This window comes from Mucilaginibacter rivuli, assembly GCF_019391655.1.
Taxonomy (GTDB): Bacteria; Bacteroidota; Bacteroidia; order Sphingobacteriales; family Sphingobacteriaceae; genus Mucilaginibacter; species Mucilaginibacter rivuli.
The window spans coordinates 102363-120343 of the sequence record NZ_JAHXPQ010000007.1; the positions used below are offsets into that span (position 1 = coordinate 102363).

The following is a 17981-nucleotide window of genomic DNA, read 5'->3' on the forward strand; positions in this document are numbered from 1 at the left end:
CTTATTATTACATGAGTTAAAGTCTGATCTATCGTCATTCACATATAACTGAACACAAGGATTATGCAGTTTGAGATGTTAAAAGAAAAGTCGTCCATCATCAAAGTTATTGGTGTTGGCGGCGGTGGTGGCAACGCTGTTAACCACATGTACAAGGCCGGCATTACAGGTGTCGATTTTATTATCTGTAATACTGATGCCCAGGCATTAGAGTTAAGCCCTATACCTAACAAGGTACAACTAGGTGCAAGTTTAACCGAAGGAATGGGCGCAGGCTCAATCCCCGAAGTAGGTAAAAACTCAGCTATCGAAAACATAGATGATATTAAGCAAATGTTGGGTGTTAACACCAAAATGCTTTTCATCACTGCGGGTATGGGTGGCGGTACAGGTACAGGCGCAAGCCCTATCATTGCCAAAGCCGCACGCGAGTTGGATATACTTACTGTTGGTATCATTACTACACCGTTCTCTTTTGAAGGCAAGCGTCGTAAAATGCAGGCCGAAGAAGGTTTGGAAGAGTTTAAAAAATATGTCGATTCGTTTCTTGTTATCTCAAACGACAGGTTACGCGAGATATTTGGCAACCTAACCTTAGGCTCGGCATTCGCGCAGGCCGATGATATTTTAACAACTGCCGCCAAAGGCATTGCCGAGATCATTACCTTGCCGGGATACATTAACGTTGATTTTAAGGATGTGCGCACTGTTATGAAAGACAGCGGCGTAGCCATAATGGGCAGCAGTGCTGCCGAAGGTGATAACCGCGCCCTTAAAGCTGTTGAAGGTGCTTTATCATCACCACTGTTAAAAGATAACGAAATTGAAGGTGCACGCTACATCCTGTTAAATATTACCTCGGGTTCAAAAGAGGTAACTATGGATGAGGTGAGCATTATTACCGATTATATACAATCAGAAGCAGGTTTGGCTGCCGACCTGATCTGGGGTAATTGCCGCGACGAGGCTTTGGGCGAGAAGATATCTGTAACCATTATAGCTACAGGTTTCCAAACCAAAGATGAGCGTGAGCGCGAGCAAAGTACCAAAAAGATCATCAATATGCTTGAGCCGGAGAAACCTTTGGTTCGCCCTGTAGTTAACGAGTTTATCACCATTCCTAAAAAGGAAGAAGAGGAGCAAACTACAGGTATTTACATGAAAGGCGCTAAAGAAGAGCAACCACAAACAGGCCTGTTTGATTTGTTTGCACCAAAAAGCGAAGAGCCTGCACCTGCACCGGTAATAAAGTACGCTTTCGGAATGGAAGATGCTACCGAAGAACTGGAATCATCAGAGCTACCTGAAATGACTTTCAAGCTTTCTGAGCCTGAAGTAGTTTTCGAGCCAATGGTTGAAGCATATGTTGAACCCGTAATTGAACCGGAACCGGAGCCAATTGTTGGTGCCGATGATAACAAAACCGACGAATCGATCGAGGAACAATTACGTAAATCCCGTGAGCGTATCATGCGATTGAAGGACCTGAGCATGAAACTGCGTAACGGAAGCATCCAGGAGTTGGAGAATGTACCAGCGTATAAACGTAAAGAAATAGCTTTACAGGAAACACCATCATCATCAGAAAGCCAGATATCCCGCTTCAGCTTACTAACGGATGATGAAGGTAAAACCGAGATCAGGAACAACAACTCTTTCCTGCATGATAATGTTGACTGAGTTATAAAACATTTAGCCCAACCCTTTGTAGTAATACAAGGGGTTTTTTGTTATAAGCTATCATAATAAGTTATAGTTGTTGTAAATCCTCTCGTTAAGCTTTATCTTTGAAGCTATTGCCACAATAAAAATTTGTAAGTTTTGGATCTGTTTAAAAAAATATCAAAGAACATGGGCCCCCTGGGCCAGCACCAAAAATGGGCACATGGTTACTTTTCATTCCCGAGGTTAGAAGGTGATATAGCTGCACACATGCAGTTTATGGGTAAAGAACACTTAGTTTGGAGTTTGAATAATTACCTGGGCCTGGCCAACCATCCCGAAGTGCGCGAAGCAGATGCAAAAGGCGCGGCCGATTACGGTATGGCTTACCCTATGGGTGCCCGCATGATGTCGGGTAACTCAGTTCACCACGAATCGTTAGAGCGTAAGCTGGCCGATTTTGTGGGTAAAGAAGATGCTTTTTTATTGAATTACGGTTACCAGGGTATGGTATCTATCATTGATACTTTGGTTGACAGGAACGATGTGGTTATTTACGATGCCGAGTCGCATGCCTGTATTGTTGATGGTGTTCGCCTGCATATGGGTAAGCGCTTTGTATATAAACATAACGACCTTGAAAGCTGCGAAAAGCAATTGGAGCGTGCTACTAAAATGGTTGCCGAAACCGGCGGCGGTATATTACTGATAACCGAAGGCGTATTTGGTATGTCGGGTGCTATGGGTAAATTGAAAGACATTATCGCGCTAAAAGATAAATACGATTTCCGTTTACTGATTGACGATGCGCATGGTTTTGGTACCATGGGTAAAACAGGTGCCGGTACGCACGAGCACCAGGATTGTATAGATGGTGTGGATATATACTTCGGTACCTTCGCTAAATCAATGGCAGGCATAGGGGCTTTCGTAGCGTCAACCGAAGAGATTACCAATTACCTGCGCTATAATATGCGCTCGCAAACATTTGCAAAGGCTTTGCCTATGCCAATGGTAATGGGTTTACACAAGCGTTTAGAGTTGCTGCAATCCAGTCCTCAACTTCGCGAGAAGCTGTGGTCAATCTCAAAAGCATTGCAAACCGGCTTACAAAAACATGGCTTTGATACAGGTGTAACTGATACCATGGTAACCCCTGTGTTTTTAAAAGGCGACCTGAACGAGGCCACCGCCCTGACAATGGACCTGCGTAAAAATTATGGGATCTTCTGTTCGATAGTGGTTTACCCGGTTATCCCGAAAGGTTTGATACAACTTCGCTTGATCCCAACGGCGGTACATACCCTGGAAGATGTAGAACGTACCCTAACTGCCTTTACCGAAGTAGGGGAGAAACTTAAGTCGGGTTACTACCGCGAACAAAAAGTAGCGCTTGCTTAATTAGTATAAGCATGTTTAAACATACAGTCCCGTTTGGCGGGACTTTTTTATTGCTATATGTTTTATGTATTTAATAAGTTGTGTTTTGTTGGTATTAAATCCGATTTATTGTATTTAATACAATCTTATTTTTTAATTTTGTTAAATATATCAAATGTGTTTTAGTCATTTTTATGTTATATTTCAGTATTGATTGATATGATATTTTATGAAATGTTTAATAATTAATTAATAATATATTTTTTAATGTGAAAACTCTATAAAATGTGGAAAAAAACCCATCTAAAGGCACTATTTTATGTTATAAATGCTTTTAATTCACAAAAAAACATTTTACATTAGCTTCAGTTTAAAACAATTTTAACCTCATATTAAAAGGAGTAACTAACAATGGAAAAATTTACAGAAGTAAAAAACCTGATCGCGTCATTAGAAGGTGATGCTGACAAATTCTACAACAAAGGAAACAGCGCAGCCGGAACACGTGTTCGTAAAGGCATGCAAGATCTGAAAAACTTAGCACAAGCAATCCGCTTAGAAGTTCAGAACTCAAAAAACGCTAAATAATAAGAAAGAAATTTTTTATGATGAAAAACCCGGCCTAAGCCGGGTTTTTTTTATTTTATAAGGTGCTGTAATTCAGCAGATATTTTGGCAGCAGTGGCACTGCTTACTTTGGTAAGGGGCAAGCGTACATGGTCGGCGCAAACGCCCAACTCTTTCATGGCTTGTTTAACACCGGCAGGGTTGCCTTCGGCAAACATCAGGCGGGTAAACTCTATCATGCTGTAATGTAACGGGCGGGCGCTTTCGTAATCGCCTTTAAGGCATAAACGCACCATATCCGATATCTCTTTAGGTATTGCGTTACCGATAACCGATATCACACCGGCGCAACCCATAGCTATCATAGGTAAAGTAACCGGGTCGTCGCCTGAAATGAAAAGGAAATTCTTCGGTTTATCCTTCATGATATAGTTGAACTGGTCAAAACTACCCGAAGCTTCTTTAGTGGCAATGATGTTCTTAAAATCATTAGCCAAACGGATAGTGGTTTCGGCGCTTACCATACTGCCGGTACGGCCCGGTACATTATATAAAATGACAGGCAATGGCGCGTTTTCGGCAATGGCCTTATAATGCTGGTAAATACCCTCCTGTGTGGGTTTGTTATAATACGGACTAACCGATAAAATAGCATCATAACCTGCGGTGTCAAATTCTTCCATGCTTTTCAGCACTTCGTAAGTGTTGTTGCCGCCAATGCCGGCTACCAGGGGTACACGGCCATTGTTAAATTTAGCGGTATTGCTCCAAACATCCTTCTTCTCCTGCTTGCTCAGTGTAGCGCTCTCACCGGTTGTTCCTAAGATCACCAGGTACTCAACTCCGCCTCCAATAATATGGTTAACTACTGTCTCGAGGCCACTAAAATCAACTGCTCCGTCTGCCTGAAATGGAGTTACCATGGCAACCCCTGTTCCGTAAAATTTATTCATTATTTGTTTTAAAGGGTGCTAAGATAATAAATAGACCGCTGATTTTTTATGATTTGATTTTAATGATGACGCAGATTTGAATTTGAGCTGCTAAAAAATTCAATGTGATCATTTAAATCATCACTAATCCCCGGTCAGCATAGCGATGAGTTCATTATCTGATATAATAGGAATATTTAACTTATTCGCCTTTTCCAATTTAGCAGGCCCCATATTATCACCAGCCACCAGGTAGTTGAGCTTTGGCGATATACTGCTCAATATCTTACCCCCGTTTGCCTCTATGATATCCTTCAATTCATCGCGCGAATAAGTTTCAAATACCCCCGAAATAATAAACGTCTTCCCCGAAAGGCTTTCACTCGCCAGCACTATTTCTTTCTCTTCGGCTACAAATTGCAGGCCATGGGCTTTCAGTTGTTCTATCTGCTTCACATGTTGCGGGTCGCTCCAGTATTCTACCAGACTTTCCGCTATGCGGGGGCCTATCTCTTCAACCGCGTTAAGTTCTTCAACCGAGGCCGCCATAAGCGCGTCAATATTCTTAAAATAAGCTACCAGCTTTTTAGCCACCGTTTCGCCTACATACCGAATGCCCATCCCAAACAGCACCTTCTCAAAAGGCATTTGTTTTGATTTCTCTATACCTTCCAGCATGTTAGCAATGGAGCGCTCGCCAAAGCGGTCCATCTGTTTCAATTCATCAGCGTGGGTATGCAGTTCGTATATATCGCTGATATGATTAATGAGCCCCTTTTGATAAAAAGCATCAATGGTTTCGTCACCCAATCCGTCAATATTCATTGCCTTACGGCCGATAAAGTGCTGCATCTTACCAACTATCTGCGGCGGGCAACCTTCATCATTTGGGCAGTAATGGTTAGCCTCACCTTCCTTGCGTATCAGTTCCGCATTACACTCGGGGCAATGGGTAATGTATGCGATAGGATGGGCACCTGCCTTTCTTTTGGTTTCGTTCACCCCGGTTATTTTCGGAATGATCTCGCCGCCCTTCTCTACATAAACACTATCGCCCTCATGCAAGTCAAGCCTGATGATCTCGTTGGCATTGTGCAAACTGGCGCGTTTAACGGTCGTTCCCGCAAGGAGCACCGGCTTCAAATTAGCCACCGGTGTAACCGAACCGGTACGGCCAACCTGGTAGGTCACTTTTTCCAAAATGGTCTCAACCGACTGTGCCTTAAATTTATATGATATGGCCCATCGTGGCGATTTGGCCGTAAAGCCCAATTCCTGCTGCTGTGCAAAACTGTTTACCTTGATCACAATACCATCAATATCATAACTCAGGTCAAACCTGTCCTTATCCCATTTGCTGATGAAGGCCAAAACCTCATCAATGCCTTTGCATAACCTGCTATGCTCGTTAACATGGAAGCCCCAGCTTTTAACGGCTTTCAGGCTTTCCCAATGGGTTTTATAAAGCTGCTTATCGGTATATAAAAAATACTGGAAAGAATCCAGCGGGCGTTTGGCTACCTCTGCAGAGTCCTGCATTTTTATGGTGCCCGATGCAAAATTGCGCGGGTTGGCATAAGGCACTTCGCCCGCTTCTACGCGTTCGTTATTTAAACGCTCAAAAGCTTTGAGGTGCATAAACACCTCGCCGCGTATCTCAAAATGATCGGGATAATAGCCTTCGCCAAGTTTTTTCGGGATGCTGTGTATGGTGCGAATGTTGGTGGTAACATCATCGCCCTGTACCCCGTCGCCGCGTGTTACGGCGCGCTGTAGCTTGCCGTTTTGATAAGTGAGACTCATGGATAAGCCATCAAACTTAAGCTCGCATACGTACTCAAAATCATCTCCAATAGCCTTGCGTACCCGCTCATCAAAGTCCACCAGTTCCTGCTCGTTATAGGTATTACCTAAACTCAGCATCGGCCATTTGTGGCGAACGGTTTCAAACTCCTTTGTTATTTCGCCACCTACACGTCGCGTAGGCGAATCATCATATGCAAACTCCGGGAATTGCTTTTCAAGCTCCGCCAGTTCTTTCAACTTAAAGTCGAAATCCATATCGGTTATGGTAGGCATGGCCAGCACATAGTAGTTATAATTATGCTGTTTTAATTCCGCGGTAAGCGCGTCGATCCGGGTTTTAGCTTCTTTAGGCGACATGCAACGAAGATAATAATTTGACTAAATTTTTAATGTGCAAATGTGCCGATATGCAAATGTGCGATGTCCAACCCTTGGGTATTCTTGGGTATTTTCAAATAACATTTTTATCCAACCTGCTCCACTTTCTTATCAATTTCCATCTTCAAACAATCATAACACAAGCAATCCTCGTTATGCACTAAAGGCATAATGTTCGGCAGCTCGCTGCACCAGCAATTCTCGGTACAGCAACCAAACTCAGTTCCGCAACGCGGACAAATCTTTTTTCGCTCGTTAGTATTCATTCAATTTTTGATTTATTGAATAACTGATTTATTGATTTAAAAGAAACAATCAACAAATCAAAAATCAATAACCCGATCATTTTAAAGCAGGGGGGATAAAGTAAGAATATTTCTCCTTGTTCTTTATTCTTTGCTCCTTCATCCCAGGCACCCTACAATATAGCAAAAAACAACCGCATCGCCAAAAATTTAACATATCTTAAACCTTTCACATGCGTATCTATCTTATATTTGAAGCAACCATATCAGCTTATGAAAACCTTACGCCCTACCTTACTTTTTGCTCTCCTACTCACATTCACCACTTTTTGCTTCGCGCAGAACAAATACCAGATCCGCCTCAAGGTATCGCCCATAAAGGCCGAACTCAGATCAATAATTGTTAACCAGGATAGTACCTGCGATGTTTTTATCGGACTGGATCCCGACGGGATAGCACGTGTAGGTACATCCCGACAAGGAACCATTGAATATTGGGGAACCAATGATGGTGCTCACCGCAAAAACAAAACGAAAACCCTCGCCGGGGTGCCCCAGGATTTTTATGATAGTTTTGACGTGGATAAAACCGGAAAACTCAAATCATTCGGTAGGATGGTGGTCGATTATTACACAAGGTTCGACGGTTTTGATAACATAGGCAAAGTGAAATCGATTGACGGGGTGATCTTTAAATATTACGACCGCTTTGATGGCGACCCCAAACTCACCGGCCGGCTTAAATCTGTAGGCGATGACAAGATAACATATTACAGCCAGTTCGATGGTTTTGATAATATCGGAAAGCTAAAAAGCATTGGCAATACCGTGATCACCTATTTCGACAGGTTTTCGGGCCGCGAATACCTGGGCAGGGTAAAATCAGTTAAAGGGACTACACCTACTTTGTACGTTACACAAGAATAATTATTGGGTTATTGATGCGACTGACAATCAATCACTCAATAAATCAATCATTCAAAAATCAATTATTGTCCTCCAACTGGAACAACACTTCAACCGTACATTCAAACGCCGTAGCCATACGCAGGGCCAACACGGTAGAAGGGACAAACTTACCCGTCTCGATAGCGTTTACCGCTTGCCGCGATATGCCGATGTGGGTGGCCAGATCGGCCTGGGTCCAGTTCTTTTTGGCACGCTCAACTTTTATGGTGTTTTTCATACAATGTATTTCCTCCTGGCGATAAACAGCCCGATAAAATAGAAAGCCATCAGGTACATTTCGAGATAAGCAAAGCCTGCATACTTGTCATTCAATACCCCGGCCACGTCCAACAGGCATAGTACCAGCATTAACAGCAGGCTCAAAGCGAAACCGATTACCACCGCCTCAAACTGGATGCGCTGCTTCACCTCGTCTAACGTGCCCATCTGTTTAATGTAGCTGTAAATGTATATGATAAAGGTGATGATGGGTATCACCGAGAGCATAACCGACACGCCTTTATCTAACCCGCCATGTTTTATTAAATAGATGATGGGCAAATAAGTAACGCCCCAAATGAGCGCTGTAATAATAGTGCGTTTTTCCGCCTTTTTTTTGATCGTTGTTTCCATGTCCTTGTTTTTAATTAATAAACAAAGATATGTAAACATTTCATAATGTCAAGTAAACATTGCAAAAAGAATTAAATAGTGGTCTTTAATCAGTATACTAGCCACCCCGTCTTGCGAGGAACGAAGCAATCTCTGCGCGAAAAGGTAGCCAACTTTACTAGGAAAAAAAGCGGCGACTGCACCATCACGTCTTTGCGAGGCACGAAGTAATCTGCGCCGAAAGGTAGCCAACTGTACGAGGAAAAAAGCGACGGCTACACCACCACGTCCTTGCGAGCCACGAAGCAAGCTCTGCGCGAAAAGGTAGACAACTTTACAACTAAAAAAGCGACGGCTACACCACCACGTCCTTGAGAGCCACGAAGAAATCTCTGCGCCGAAAGGTAGCCAACTTTACAAGTGAAAAGGCGACGGCTACACCACCACGTCTTTGCGAGGCACGAAGCAATCTCTGCGCCGAAAGGTAGTCAACTTTACAAGTGAAAAGGCGACGGTTATACCACCACGTCTTTGCGAGGCACGAAGCAATCTCTGCGCGAAAAGGTAGGGAACTTTACAACTAAAAAAGCGACGGCTACACCACCACGTCCTTGCGAGGTACGAAGCAATCTCTGCGCAGAAAAGTAGCGAACTTTACAATCAACAAATAATATTACAAATTTGTATTTTGCACAATGGTTTTCCAAAAGGGAGGATGCGTTTACATTATTACTAATAAACGTAACACGGTTTTATATACCGGCGTAACGTCTGATATTATCGGCCGCATTTGGGAGCACAAAAATAAAGTGCACCCAAAAAGCTTTACGGCCAGATACGGCTGTGATAAGTTAGTTTATTACTGTTGCTATTCAACCATTGTAGAAGCTATTGCGTATGAGAAAGCCATAAAAGGAGGCAGCAGGGATGCGAAATTGAAATTGATCGAATTCATCAATCCCGAATGGAAAGACTTGTATGATGGCCTTGTGGAATAAAGAGCCTTATCGAATAGCACGCGCAGAGATTGCTTCGCTACCGCTCGCAAGGACGTGATGGTTAGTCTTGGCCTAAGCTGGTATTGCTGTTATCTAACAATGTTACGATCCGCGCCACCCCAACCATCCCCAAAACCTCACCCTTCACCTCCACAGCAATAATATCCCCACGCTTCACCAACTGCAAACGCCCTTTAAAAGCCCGGCCCTCATCCAAAGCCAAAAACTGTTTCAGTTTGTAAATGCTTTCCTTCCGGCAAACGTATTCCTCGCCGTTCTTAAAGACGATGAGCCGCACGCACAGCTTTGTGTATGGCTCGATGGCGAAGGTGTTGTTGAGGGAGAGGGGGATGGGGTGCATGATCTTAAATATAAACAAATGCTAATTATTTGAAGAAGCTATAACCTTTATTAACTTTAAATACTATGACAGATGAACAAGTTGGAGAATTAATTTATAAAGAATTTTCTGAAAAGACGTTGGGTGCAACCGAGCAGTATTTAGAAATACATTCACCGGTTTATTTAGACGGTAAACTTGAAATTTCGCGTATTGATAGAGAGGGCCGAATTGGGTTGATTGTCGCTTATTTACCTATTGAAGGAGAGCACTTTTCGTTTGCAGTTTACATTGACTCTGACGCGAGAGAAATTTTTAACGTTGGCATAGAGTCGAGAAATACTGTCTCGTTAAGAGCGACTTCCGAAATATTGGGTCTTACAGAATTAAGCTCGTTTATAAATCTATCCCCGACCAAATCACATAATAGGGGTGATTTAAAAAAGCATGGAAAATCGGCTTATGAATATAGTTTTGTTGAATACGAACCCAATCGCGAAACCGATGCTTTTGAAGATAAGTTACGAAAACTTTTAACAAACTTGAAAGAGCATGAGGCGGATGTTCGGGAGTTAGCCTTAAATTCTAACGCATATATAAATGTGGCAGTTGATTGCCACCATGGCAATCAACATATAGCTGCAACGATAATTGATTTAGAGTGTATTAGGATGCTTAGCGAATTAAACCTGCGAATTGAATTTGATTTTTGGGCTTGGGGAAATCCGTTCAACTAAATAAAAAGAAAGCAAAAAAAGCGATGAAAAACCTCTCATCGCTTTTTTATATTTTCCATCGTCGGTGTCCCCACCGACGATAAACTAAAACTTACGCAGCAAAAACCTCTTTCACCCTATCCGCAGCCTCTTTCAGCAAAATAGCCGATTTAACCTGCAGACCCGAGTCATCCAATAATTTCTTAGCCTCAACAGCATTTGTACCTTGTAAACGTACAATGATTGGTACCGGGATATTGCCAATTTCTTTATAAGCATCAATAACACCCTGCGCCACACGGTCGCAACGCACAATACCACCGAAGATGTTGATCAGGATAGCTTTAACGTTCGGGTCTTTCAAAATAATGTTGAAGGCCGCTTTAACCGTTTGCGCGTTGGCAGTGCCGCCCACGTCCAAAAAGTTAGCAGGCTCGCCGCCGGCAATCTTGATGATGTCCATAGTTGCCATCGCTAAGCCTGCGCCATTTACCATACAGCCCACGTTACCGTCAAGCTTCACATAGTTCAGGTTCGAGTGGCTGGCTTCAACCTCTGTTGGGTCTTCTTCGGCCTCATCGCGCAAAGCAGCAAAATCCGGGTGACGGAACAAACCGTTATCATCCAAATTCACCTTAGCGTCAACCGCCAATATTTTATCGTCCGATGTTTTTAATACCGGGTTAATTTCAAACATCGCCGAATCGGTAGCATCGTAAGCTTTGTATAAAGCGGCAACAAATTTTACCATCTCTTTAAAAGCATTACCGCTCAGGCCCAGGTTAAACGCAATTTTACGCGCCTGGAAACCTTGCAAACCAACCTTAGGGTCAATTTCTTCTTTAAATATCAGGTGCGGTGTGTGCTCGGCAACCTCTTCAATATCCATACCACCTTCGGTACTGTACATAATAATGTTGCGGCCTTTGGCACGGTCAAGCAATACACCCATGTAAAACTCTTTAGTTGCGCTTTCGCCCGGATAATAAACATCCTGTGCAACCAAAATTTTGCTCACTAACTTACCTTCAGGGCCGGTTTGCGGGGTTACCAACGTCATGCCTAAAATAGCGTTGGCACGTTCTTTAACCTCCTCAATGTTTTTGGCCAGCTTAACACCGCCACCTTTACCGCGGCCACCGGCATGTATTTGCGCCTTAATAACTACCCAGTCCGACCCATAGTCGTCCTTCATTTTCTTAGCGGCCTCAACAGCCTGTTCAACGGTATCGGCAACAATGCCTTCCTGAACTCGTACACCAAAACTCTTTAGTATAGCTTTACCCTGGTATTCGTGAATATTCATCTCTTAATTTGAAGTATTTGTGCGGTAAAGCTATTAAATTGAACGGTTAGTATAAAGCTTAATACCATTTTTATTGAACTATTTATGCAAACGATATCGGACGTTGTCCCGATAGCTACCGGGATCGATTCAGATTTTAAAATAATTGACTTTGAAATCAGCGAAATCAACGTAATCATTAAAATCAACGGTCAAGATTTGTGGGCGTTGCCTTCGGCCCGCGCTATCCGTTACAACTCCTCCTTCGCCCGCCATAGCTTTAGCGAAGGCGGGGCCACGGCATTACAGATGCGGGCTTCGTCCGGGCTTTCCACTACTATCCCTAACGCGGGCTTTCGTCTTAATTCTTGATTCTCACATCTTGATTCTAATTTCTCCAGTCAGCAGGGAAGCTTCGGCCAAAAGGGGGCAGAACGTGTAGGGTAGCGTGGTGGGAAGGGCATAGCAATTTTCGCCTGAAGCGTAGGGCGGGAGCGAGCGCAGCAGGGGCGAAAGGTTGCAGCCCGTGAGTTCTGACGGCTTGTGCGGCATGGCCCTGAGCGGAAAGAAGCCTCCTGCTGACAAGCCCTTTGGTTACTTTGTGGCTACAAAGTAACTAAGCCCCTCGCGGCTATGAGCGAGCCTATACAGCTTTATCGAAACCAAGTGTCACCACTTTGTTATTCCGAAACAACAAATTTTGCAGTAATTTGCGTTCAAACACACAAATCATGCGCTTCCCATTATTAATCATCATATTACTATTCATAATCACCACAACCCAAGCCCAAACAACAGTACAACCCGGTGTATCCAAAACTTTATCCGACTACCGCAAAACCCACATCAGCCATCCGCAATACACCTTAACCCTCACCATCCCAGCTGAAAAAAACACCGACATACAAGCTGAAGAAATTCTCACCTTCGAATACATACCAGGCACCGAACCCTTACAACTCGATTTTAAAGAAGATCCCAAACGCATCAAAACCATCACCATCAACGGCAAAGCGGCGGAGATAAAACACAATAAAGAACACCTGCTGCTCGAGTCTAAATACCTGGTTCCGGGCAGAAACATTGTGCAAATAAGTTTCCTCGCAGGCAACGGCGCCCTCAACCGCAACGATGATTACCTTTACGCACTCTTCGTCCCCGATAGGGCAAGAACCGTCTTCCCATGCTTTGATCAGCCTAATTTAAAAGCCACCTTCCTGCTTACCCTTAACCTGCCAACAACATGGAAGGCATTATCCAACAGCCTCATCATCGATTCAACCGTTAACACCACCAATAAAACCTACCGCTTCCGCACCTCGGATACCCTAAGTACCTACCTCTTCTCCTTCACCGCGGGTAAATACTTCACGGCAACGCAAAACATAGGCAAACTCAATCCCGACTTTTTATACCGCGAAACCGACCAAACCAAAATAAAACTCAGCACCGATGCCATATTCAAGGCTCATGCCGATGCTGTAAACTTTTTGCAGGATTGGACACAGATACCTTTCCCCTTCCAAAAAATGGGTTTTGTAGCCGTGCCCGATTTCCAGTTCGGCGGTATGGAACATCCCGGCGAAGTGCAGTATAAAGCATCGAGCCTGTTTTTAGATGCCAGCGCTACGCAGGAGCAGATCATTGCCCGCCTAAACCTCATCGCCCACGAAACCGCGCACATGTGGTTTGGCGATATGGTGACCATGGATTGGTTTAACGATGTATGGATGAAAGAAGTGTTTGCCAACTTTATGGCCGACAAGGTAACCGGCTCGCTGATGGGAGAGGAGACCTTCAACCTCAAATTTTTAACCGACCATTTCCCCGCCGCTTACGGTATCGACAGAACACCCGGTGCTAACTCCATCCGCCAACCGCTCGATAACCTAAAAGATGCAGGCTCACTTTACGGCAATATCATCTACCACAAAGCCCCCATTATGATGCGCCAGCTGGAACTGCTGATGGGTAAAGAAAACTTCCAGAACGGCCTGCGCGAGTACCTTAAAACCTACGCCTACCGCAACGCCACCTGGCCCGACCTGATCAAAATACTTGATAAATACACCACCGAAGACCTCAACACCTGGAACAATACCTGGGTAAACCAACCCGGCAGGCCGGTATTCAACTATAGCCTTGTATCTAAAAACGGAAAAATAAAACGCTTTTTACTGATACAGCACGCTGAGCACGGCGCCCCGCGTACATGGCCGCAAAGTTTCGACGTAACGTTATTTTGGGGTGGCCAGCAGCCCAAAACCATTACAGTGAATATGACTAAAGGCGTATTCGATTTTAAAGAAACGGAAGGGATGAAACGCCCCGCTTACATCCTGTTCAACTCCGGCGGCGAAGGTTATGGCTTGTTCCCAACCGATGGAGATCTGTATAACTCGCTGGATAATATCCAAAGTCCGTTACAGCGCACCTCGGCTTATATTTCACTGTACGAGAACATGCTGGCAGGCCGCTATATCAAACCTGAGGCTTTGCTCAATGTTTATACCCATGCCCTCGGCACCGAAAAAGAAGAAATGAGCTTGAAACAAATAACGGGATATATCAGCAGTATTTACTGGCAGTTTATCAATCCCCAAACCCGCCTCAAAGTAAACGAAAACCTGGAGAACGCTTTATGGCAGGCCATGCAGCAGCAAACTGCTGCCAACAATAAAAAGATACTGTTCAGCACTTATCAAAGTATTTATTTGAGCGCCAATGCTCGTAGCAATATCTATAATGTATGGAAGCAGCAACAGCCACCCGCGGGTGTAAAACTATCCGAAGAAGATTATACCGGCATGGCTTTCTCACTCGCCCTTCGCAATGATGCAGATACCACCATCCTTACCCAACAGTACGCCCGAATTACCAATCCCGACAGGCAAAAACGTGTCCAATTTATTCGCCCGGCACTATCAAATGATATTAAGGTGCGCGATCAATTCTTTGCCAGCCTGGCCGATTTAAAGAACCGTGCAAAAGAAGCCAATGTACTCACTGCCCTCGGCTACCTGCACCACCCGCTAAGGCAAGCCACATCAGTAAAGTATTTAGCTAAAAGTTTAGATATGTTGGAGACCATCCAGTCAACCGGCGATATCTTCTTCCCTCAATCGTGGTTATCATCAACTTTCGGCAGCTACCAAAGCGCCGAAGCCGCGCACATCGTCACCGAATTTTTAGCCGCGCATCCCAACTACAACGAAAAACTAAAAGCCAAAATTCAACAAAGTACCGATAATTTGATACGCGCAAGTGGTAAGTTAGTGCCAAGGGTGGTGGTGATTGAATAGAGCACGGGGTAGATTTGACAACTTTTTAAATTTGTCAAATCTGTAAGCGGAATAAATTTCATTTGCACATCTGCACATCCCCACATTTGCACATTTATATTAAATTTGCCCCATGCTCAAAGTCCAGTCCATCAAAAAATCGTACGGTAGTTTGCAGATACTAAAAGGTGTTGACCTCACTGTTGAGCACGGCGAGATCGTATCCATCGTTGGCGCATCCGGAGCGGGCAAAAGTTCTTTGCTTAATATTATCGGTACTTTGGATAAGGCAGATTCGGGCACTGTATCTATTAAGAACGCCGATGTAAGCAAACTCAGCAAACGCCAGCTCAGTAATTTCAGGAACAAAGAGATCGGTTTTATTTTTCAGTTCCACCACTTATTGGCCGAGTTTAACGCGCTCGAAAATGTATGTATCCCGGCTTTCATCGCAGGCACATCAAAAGCTGAATCAGAAAAAAAAGCAAAGAGTTTATTAGAAATGCTTGGCTTAAGCGATAGGCTCCATCATAAACCCAACCAGCTATCCGGTGGCGAGCAGCAACGCGTTGCAGTAGCAAGGGCTTTGGTAAATAATCCTGCTTTGATACTGGCCGATGAACCATCGGGTAACCTGGATTCAAAAAACGCGCGCGAATTGCACCAGTTGTTTGTTGATCTGCGCCGCGATTTTAAGCAAACCTTTATTATCGTTACGCACAACGAAGAGTTAGCTAATATTTCCGACCGTAAGGTATTGATGAAGGATGGGTTAATTGTTGACCATTTATAACAGCAGATATGAGCGTTTTAATAACAGCGGCAAATTCGGCACAGGCATATAAGCTTAAAAGCCTGTTGAGTAAAATTGAAAATGTTTTACTGGGCGATTATTTAGATATACCCGAACTGATGGTGAAAAGTGGTGCGATGATAAAAACACCAAATCCTGAAAGCCCCTCATTCGCGCACGAAATGCTGACACTTTGTTTGGATAATGGTATAAGCATGCTGCTGCCACTCAGAAAAAGCGAATTATTGCCCCTGGCCCAGTCGCGTCAATTGTTTTTAGAGTTTGATATCCAACTCATCATACCAAAAACAGAACTGATAAATCGGCATCCTAATATAAGCGATGGCAGCATTGTAGTGATGAACAGGAGCGAGGTAATAGCCGGAAATAGGGAAGTAAACCACCCGCATGAGCTTACTGATGGCGTTTTTAGTATTGCAGACTCCGGAGCATACCATATTTTTACTGCCGACTAATGTTTAATTACGCAGATATCGACCCGCAAAAAAAAGCCTTCGTTTTCGAATTGGACGATGTGCTGTATCCCGAAAAAGACTACCTTTTGCAGGTTTACTATCTTTTTGCCGGATTTTTAGAATATAAGGAGTTGCTTGATGCCAAAGTACTCATTAAATTAATAACAGAAACTTACGAACAGGAAGGCAGCGCCCATATTTTCGACCGTGTACAGGAAAAATTTCTGATTGACGAACAATACCGCTATAACTTTAACCTGCTGCACAGCACCGCAAGGTTACCATTAAAATTGCTGCTGTATAAGAATGCTTTAGCCCTTTTGCAGGAGATAGTGATCGATCGTAAACAGATATTTATACTCACCAACGGCAACCCGCAGCAGCAGCTCAATAAAATAAGGCAAACCGAGTGGCATGGCCTCGAAAATTATCTTACCTGCTATTTTGCGGATGAGATTATACCCAAACCAGAGCCCGATGCCCTGCATTACATATTAAAAACGCACAACCTTGAGCGCCGCGACATAGTAATGATAGGCAACACCGAAACCGACGAACTCTGCGCCGCAGCCGCGGGAGTTGATTATTTAGAGTTTTACCAGGGGTAGATAAATGCGAAATTCGAAAATGTGCGTATGTGCAAATGACTAATTGCTTCTAAACCCTGTCATTTCGGCCAACAGGAGAAAACTTTACAAAGCGATATTCGAAAGAGAGTGGATCTTCATTTGTACATCTGCAAATACGCACATTGTTCCCACATTTGCACAATTATTGCTACCTTTAATAGTTAAATAGAATATAATGACTACGACGACACTTCAGGTTCCTGATTTTCTGGAAGAAAATCATAATGATACCGTCCGTTTTCTTGCAGCTAAATTGTATGAGTCTGGGAAGTTGTCATTGGGGCAAGCTGCAGAGATGGTTAGCCTAACCAAAGCAGAGTTTGCCGAAATTCTTGGCGATTATGGAGTGAGTTATATCAATTATTCATACGATGATGTAATGGCCGATGTCGCAAGAATTTCAAAATGACAAGACATTAAGTAATGATCGATTTACCTAAGTCTTTTTTGTTTTTTTCGATATTTTCTGATAGCGAGAACGAATAAAAATACATAGAGAATTATAAAAACGAGAAAGACTGTTTCGCAGCTCCCTCTGACAAGTTCTTCTTTTGAATATGTACCAAACAACTTTCTCAACGCCAAATTAGTTATTGAAGTAAGTACGATAATATTTTGGATTATCATGGGTAAAACCAAAGTGAAGTTTAGATTGTCGTCCTCTTTTGAGTCTGGTGAAAGCCAAAAAAATATTGTAGATATACCATAGTTTATCAAGTAGAACGTACCCAATGTAGAAACGGAAATCAGTAAAATTTTAAAAATATCAGCCTGCCAAAATAATTTACTATCAATAATGAATAAGCTTAATGGAGCAGGTAATATTAAAGAAGCAGTTATTATTGCGAGTTCTTCTGCTCTATTAAGATTTATATCTTTTAAGTTAAACTCCATAATTAAAGGTATGAAATTTCTAATAAGAGTATAATATGA

The 17981-nt window shown here is 43.3% G+C and carries 20 protein-coding genes; 12 read left to right on the forward strand and 8 right to left on the reverse strand.

What is annotated here, in order from left to right; genetic code table 11:
- Positions 1–63 precede the first annotated feature (63 nt).
- The 3 genes from ftsZ to KXQ82_RS16340 all read left to right on the forward strand — a co-directional run bounded on the left by ftsZ (position 64) and on the right by KXQ82_RS16340 (position 3630).
- Positions 64–1680, forward strand: a complete 1617-nt coding sequence (gene ftsZ / locus KXQ82_RS16330; RefSeq protein ID WP_219489524.1) for a cell division protein FtsZ — start codon at positions 64–66, stop codon at positions 1678–1680.
- A gap of 141 nt (positions 1681–1821) precedes the next feature.
- Positions 1822–3063, forward strand: coding sequence for an aminotransferase class I/II-fold pyridoxal phosphate-dependent enzyme (locus KXQ82_RS16335; RefSeq protein ID WP_219489525.1), 1242 nt, complete (start codon positions 1822–1824; stop codon positions 3061–3063).
- A 390-nt stretch (positions 3064–3453) separates the two neighbouring features.
- The gene (locus KXQ82_RS16340) at positions 3454–3630 is read left to right on the forward strand and encodes a BF3379 family histone-like protein (protein ID WP_219489526.1); all 177 of its coding nucleotides are present in this window, start codon (positions 3454–3456) and stop codon (positions 3628–3630) included.
- 50 nt (positions 3631–3680) lie between these two features.
- Here the strand turns inward: KXQ82_RS16340 and dapA are convergent, their stop codons facing one another.
- From dapA to KXQ82_RS16355, 3 genes are all read right to left on the reverse strand, one after another.
- Positions 3681–4562, reverse strand: coding sequence for a 4-hydroxy-tetrahydrodipicolinate synthase (gene dapA, locus KXQ82_RS16345; RefSeq protein ID WP_219489527.1), 882 nt, complete (start codon positions 4560–4562; stop codon positions 3681–3683).
- Positions 4563–4685: 123 nt separating this feature from the next.
- A complete protein-coding gene (gene ligA, locus KXQ82_RS16350) occupies positions 4686–6704 on the reverse strand; it encodes an NAD-dependent DNA ligase LigA (RefSeq protein ID WP_219489528.1) in 2019 nt (672 codons plus the stop codon).
- A gap of 107 nt (positions 6705–6811) precedes the next feature.
- A complete protein-coding gene (locus tag KXQ82_RS16355; RefSeq protein WP_219489529.1) occupies positions 6812–6991 on the reverse strand; it encodes a cysteine-rich CWC family protein in 180 nt (59 codons plus the stop codon).
- Positions 6992–7243: 252 nt separating this feature from the next.
- Between KXQ82_RS16355 and KXQ82_RS16360 the strand changes: the two genes are divergently transcribed.
- Positions 7244–7897: a hypothetical protein gene (locus KXQ82_RS16360; RefSeq protein ID WP_219489530.1), complete on the forward strand. Its 654-nt coding sequence runs from the start codon at positions 7244–7246 to the stop codon at positions 7895–7897.
- Positions 7898–7955: 58 nt separating this feature from the next.
- Here the strand turns inward: KXQ82_RS16360 and KXQ82_RS16365 are convergent, their stop codons facing one another.
- Together KXQ82_RS16365 and KXQ82_RS16370 are read right to left on the reverse strand one after the other, a co-directional pair.
- Positions 7956–8156 (reverse strand): helix-turn-helix transcriptional regulator, encoded by a 201-nt coding sequence (locus KXQ82_RS16365; RefSeq protein WP_219489531.1) that lies wholly within the window; start codon positions 8154–8156, stop codon positions 7956–7958.
- Positions 8153–8551, reverse strand: coding sequence for a hypothetical protein (locus KXQ82_RS16370; protein WP_219489532.1), 399 nt, complete (start codon positions 8549–8551; stop codon positions 8153–8155). The genes KXQ82_RS16365 and KXQ82_RS16370 overlap by 4 nt, the downstream gene beginning before the upstream one ends.
- A 674-nt stretch (positions 8552–9225) precedes the next feature.
- Between KXQ82_RS16370 and KXQ82_RS16375 the strand changes: the two genes are divergently transcribed.
- Positions 9226–9528 carry a GIY-YIG nuclease family protein gene (locus tag KXQ82_RS16375; RefSeq protein ID WP_219489533.1) on the forward strand — a complete coding sequence of 101 codons (303 nt, stop codon included), beginning with the start codon at positions 9226–9228 and terminating at the stop codon, positions 9526–9528.
- 61 nt (positions 9529–9589) lie between these two features.
- On the opposite strand, the gene KXQ82_RS16380 is transcribed toward KXQ82_RS16375, so the two are convergent.
- Positions 9590–9889: a hypothetical protein gene (locus KXQ82_RS16380; RefSeq protein WP_219489534.1), complete on the reverse strand. Its 300-nt coding sequence runs from the start codon at positions 9887–9889 to the stop codon at positions 9590–9592.
- Positions 9890–9954: 65 nt separating this feature from the next.
- On the opposite strand from KXQ82_RS16380, the gene KXQ82_RS16385 reads away from it, so the two are divergent.
- On the forward strand, positions 9955–10605 hold the full coding sequence (locus KXQ82_RS16385; RefSeq protein ID WP_219489535.1) for a DUF4279 domain-containing protein: 651 nt from the start codon (positions 9955–9957) through the stop codon (positions 10603–10605).
- 91 nt (positions 10606–10696) lie between these two features.
- Here the strand turns inward: KXQ82_RS16385 and sucC are convergent, their stop codons facing one another.
- Entirely contained in the window at positions 10697–11890 is a 1194-nt protein-coding gene (gene sucC / locus KXQ82_RS16390) for an ADP-forming succinate--CoA ligase subunit beta (protein WP_219489536.1), read from the reverse strand.
- A gap of 84 nt (positions 11891–11974) precedes the next feature.
- Between sucC and KXQ82_RS16395 the strand changes: the two genes are divergently transcribed.
- The 6 genes from KXQ82_RS16395 (at position 11975) to KXQ82_RS16420 (ending at position 17457) form a co-directional block, all read left to right on the forward strand.
- Entirely contained in the window at positions 11975–12241 is a 267-nt protein-coding gene (locus KXQ82_RS16395) for a hypothetical protein (RefSeq protein ID WP_219489537.1), read from the forward strand.
- Positions 12242–12600: 359 nt separating this feature from the next.
- Positions 12601–15171 (forward strand): M1 family metallopeptidase, encoded by a 2571-nt coding sequence (locus tag KXQ82_RS16400; protein WP_219489538.1) that lies wholly within the window; start codon positions 12601–12603, stop codon positions 15169–15171.
- Positions 15172–15283: 112 nt separating this feature from the next.
- Positions 15284–15943 (forward strand): ABC transporter ATP-binding protein, encoded by a 660-nt coding sequence (locus KXQ82_RS16405; protein WP_219489539.1) that lies wholly within the window; start codon positions 15284–15286, stop codon positions 15941–15943.
- 8 nt (positions 15944–15951) lie between these two features.
- The gene (locus tag KXQ82_RS16410; protein ID WP_219489540.1) at positions 15952–16419 is read left to right on the forward strand and encodes a hypothetical protein; all 468 of its coding nucleotides are present in this window, start codon (positions 15952–15954) and stop codon (positions 16417–16419) included.
- Positions 16419–17027 carry an HAD family hydrolase gene (locus tag KXQ82_RS16415; protein ID WP_219489541.1) on the forward strand — a complete coding sequence of 203 codons (609 nt, stop codon included), beginning with the start codon at positions 16419–16421 and terminating at the stop codon, positions 17025–17027. The genes KXQ82_RS16410 and KXQ82_RS16415 overlap by 1 nt, the downstream gene beginning before the upstream one ends.
- A gap of 196 nt (positions 17028–17223) precedes the next feature.
- Positions 17224–17457 (forward strand): UPF0175 family protein, encoded by a 234-nt coding sequence (locus KXQ82_RS16420; RefSeq protein WP_219489542.1) that lies wholly within the window; start codon positions 17224–17226, stop codon positions 17455–17457.
- A gap of 23 nt (positions 17458–17480) precedes the next feature.
- Here KXQ82_RS16420 and KXQ82_RS16425 read toward each other — a convergent pair whose 3' ends face one another.
- Positions 17481–17942 carry a hypothetical protein gene (locus tag KXQ82_RS16425; protein WP_219489543.1) on the reverse strand — a complete coding sequence of 154 codons (462 nt, stop codon included), beginning with the start codon at positions 17940–17942 and terminating at the stop codon, positions 17481–17483.
- Positions 17943–17981: the final 39 nt, after the last annotated feature.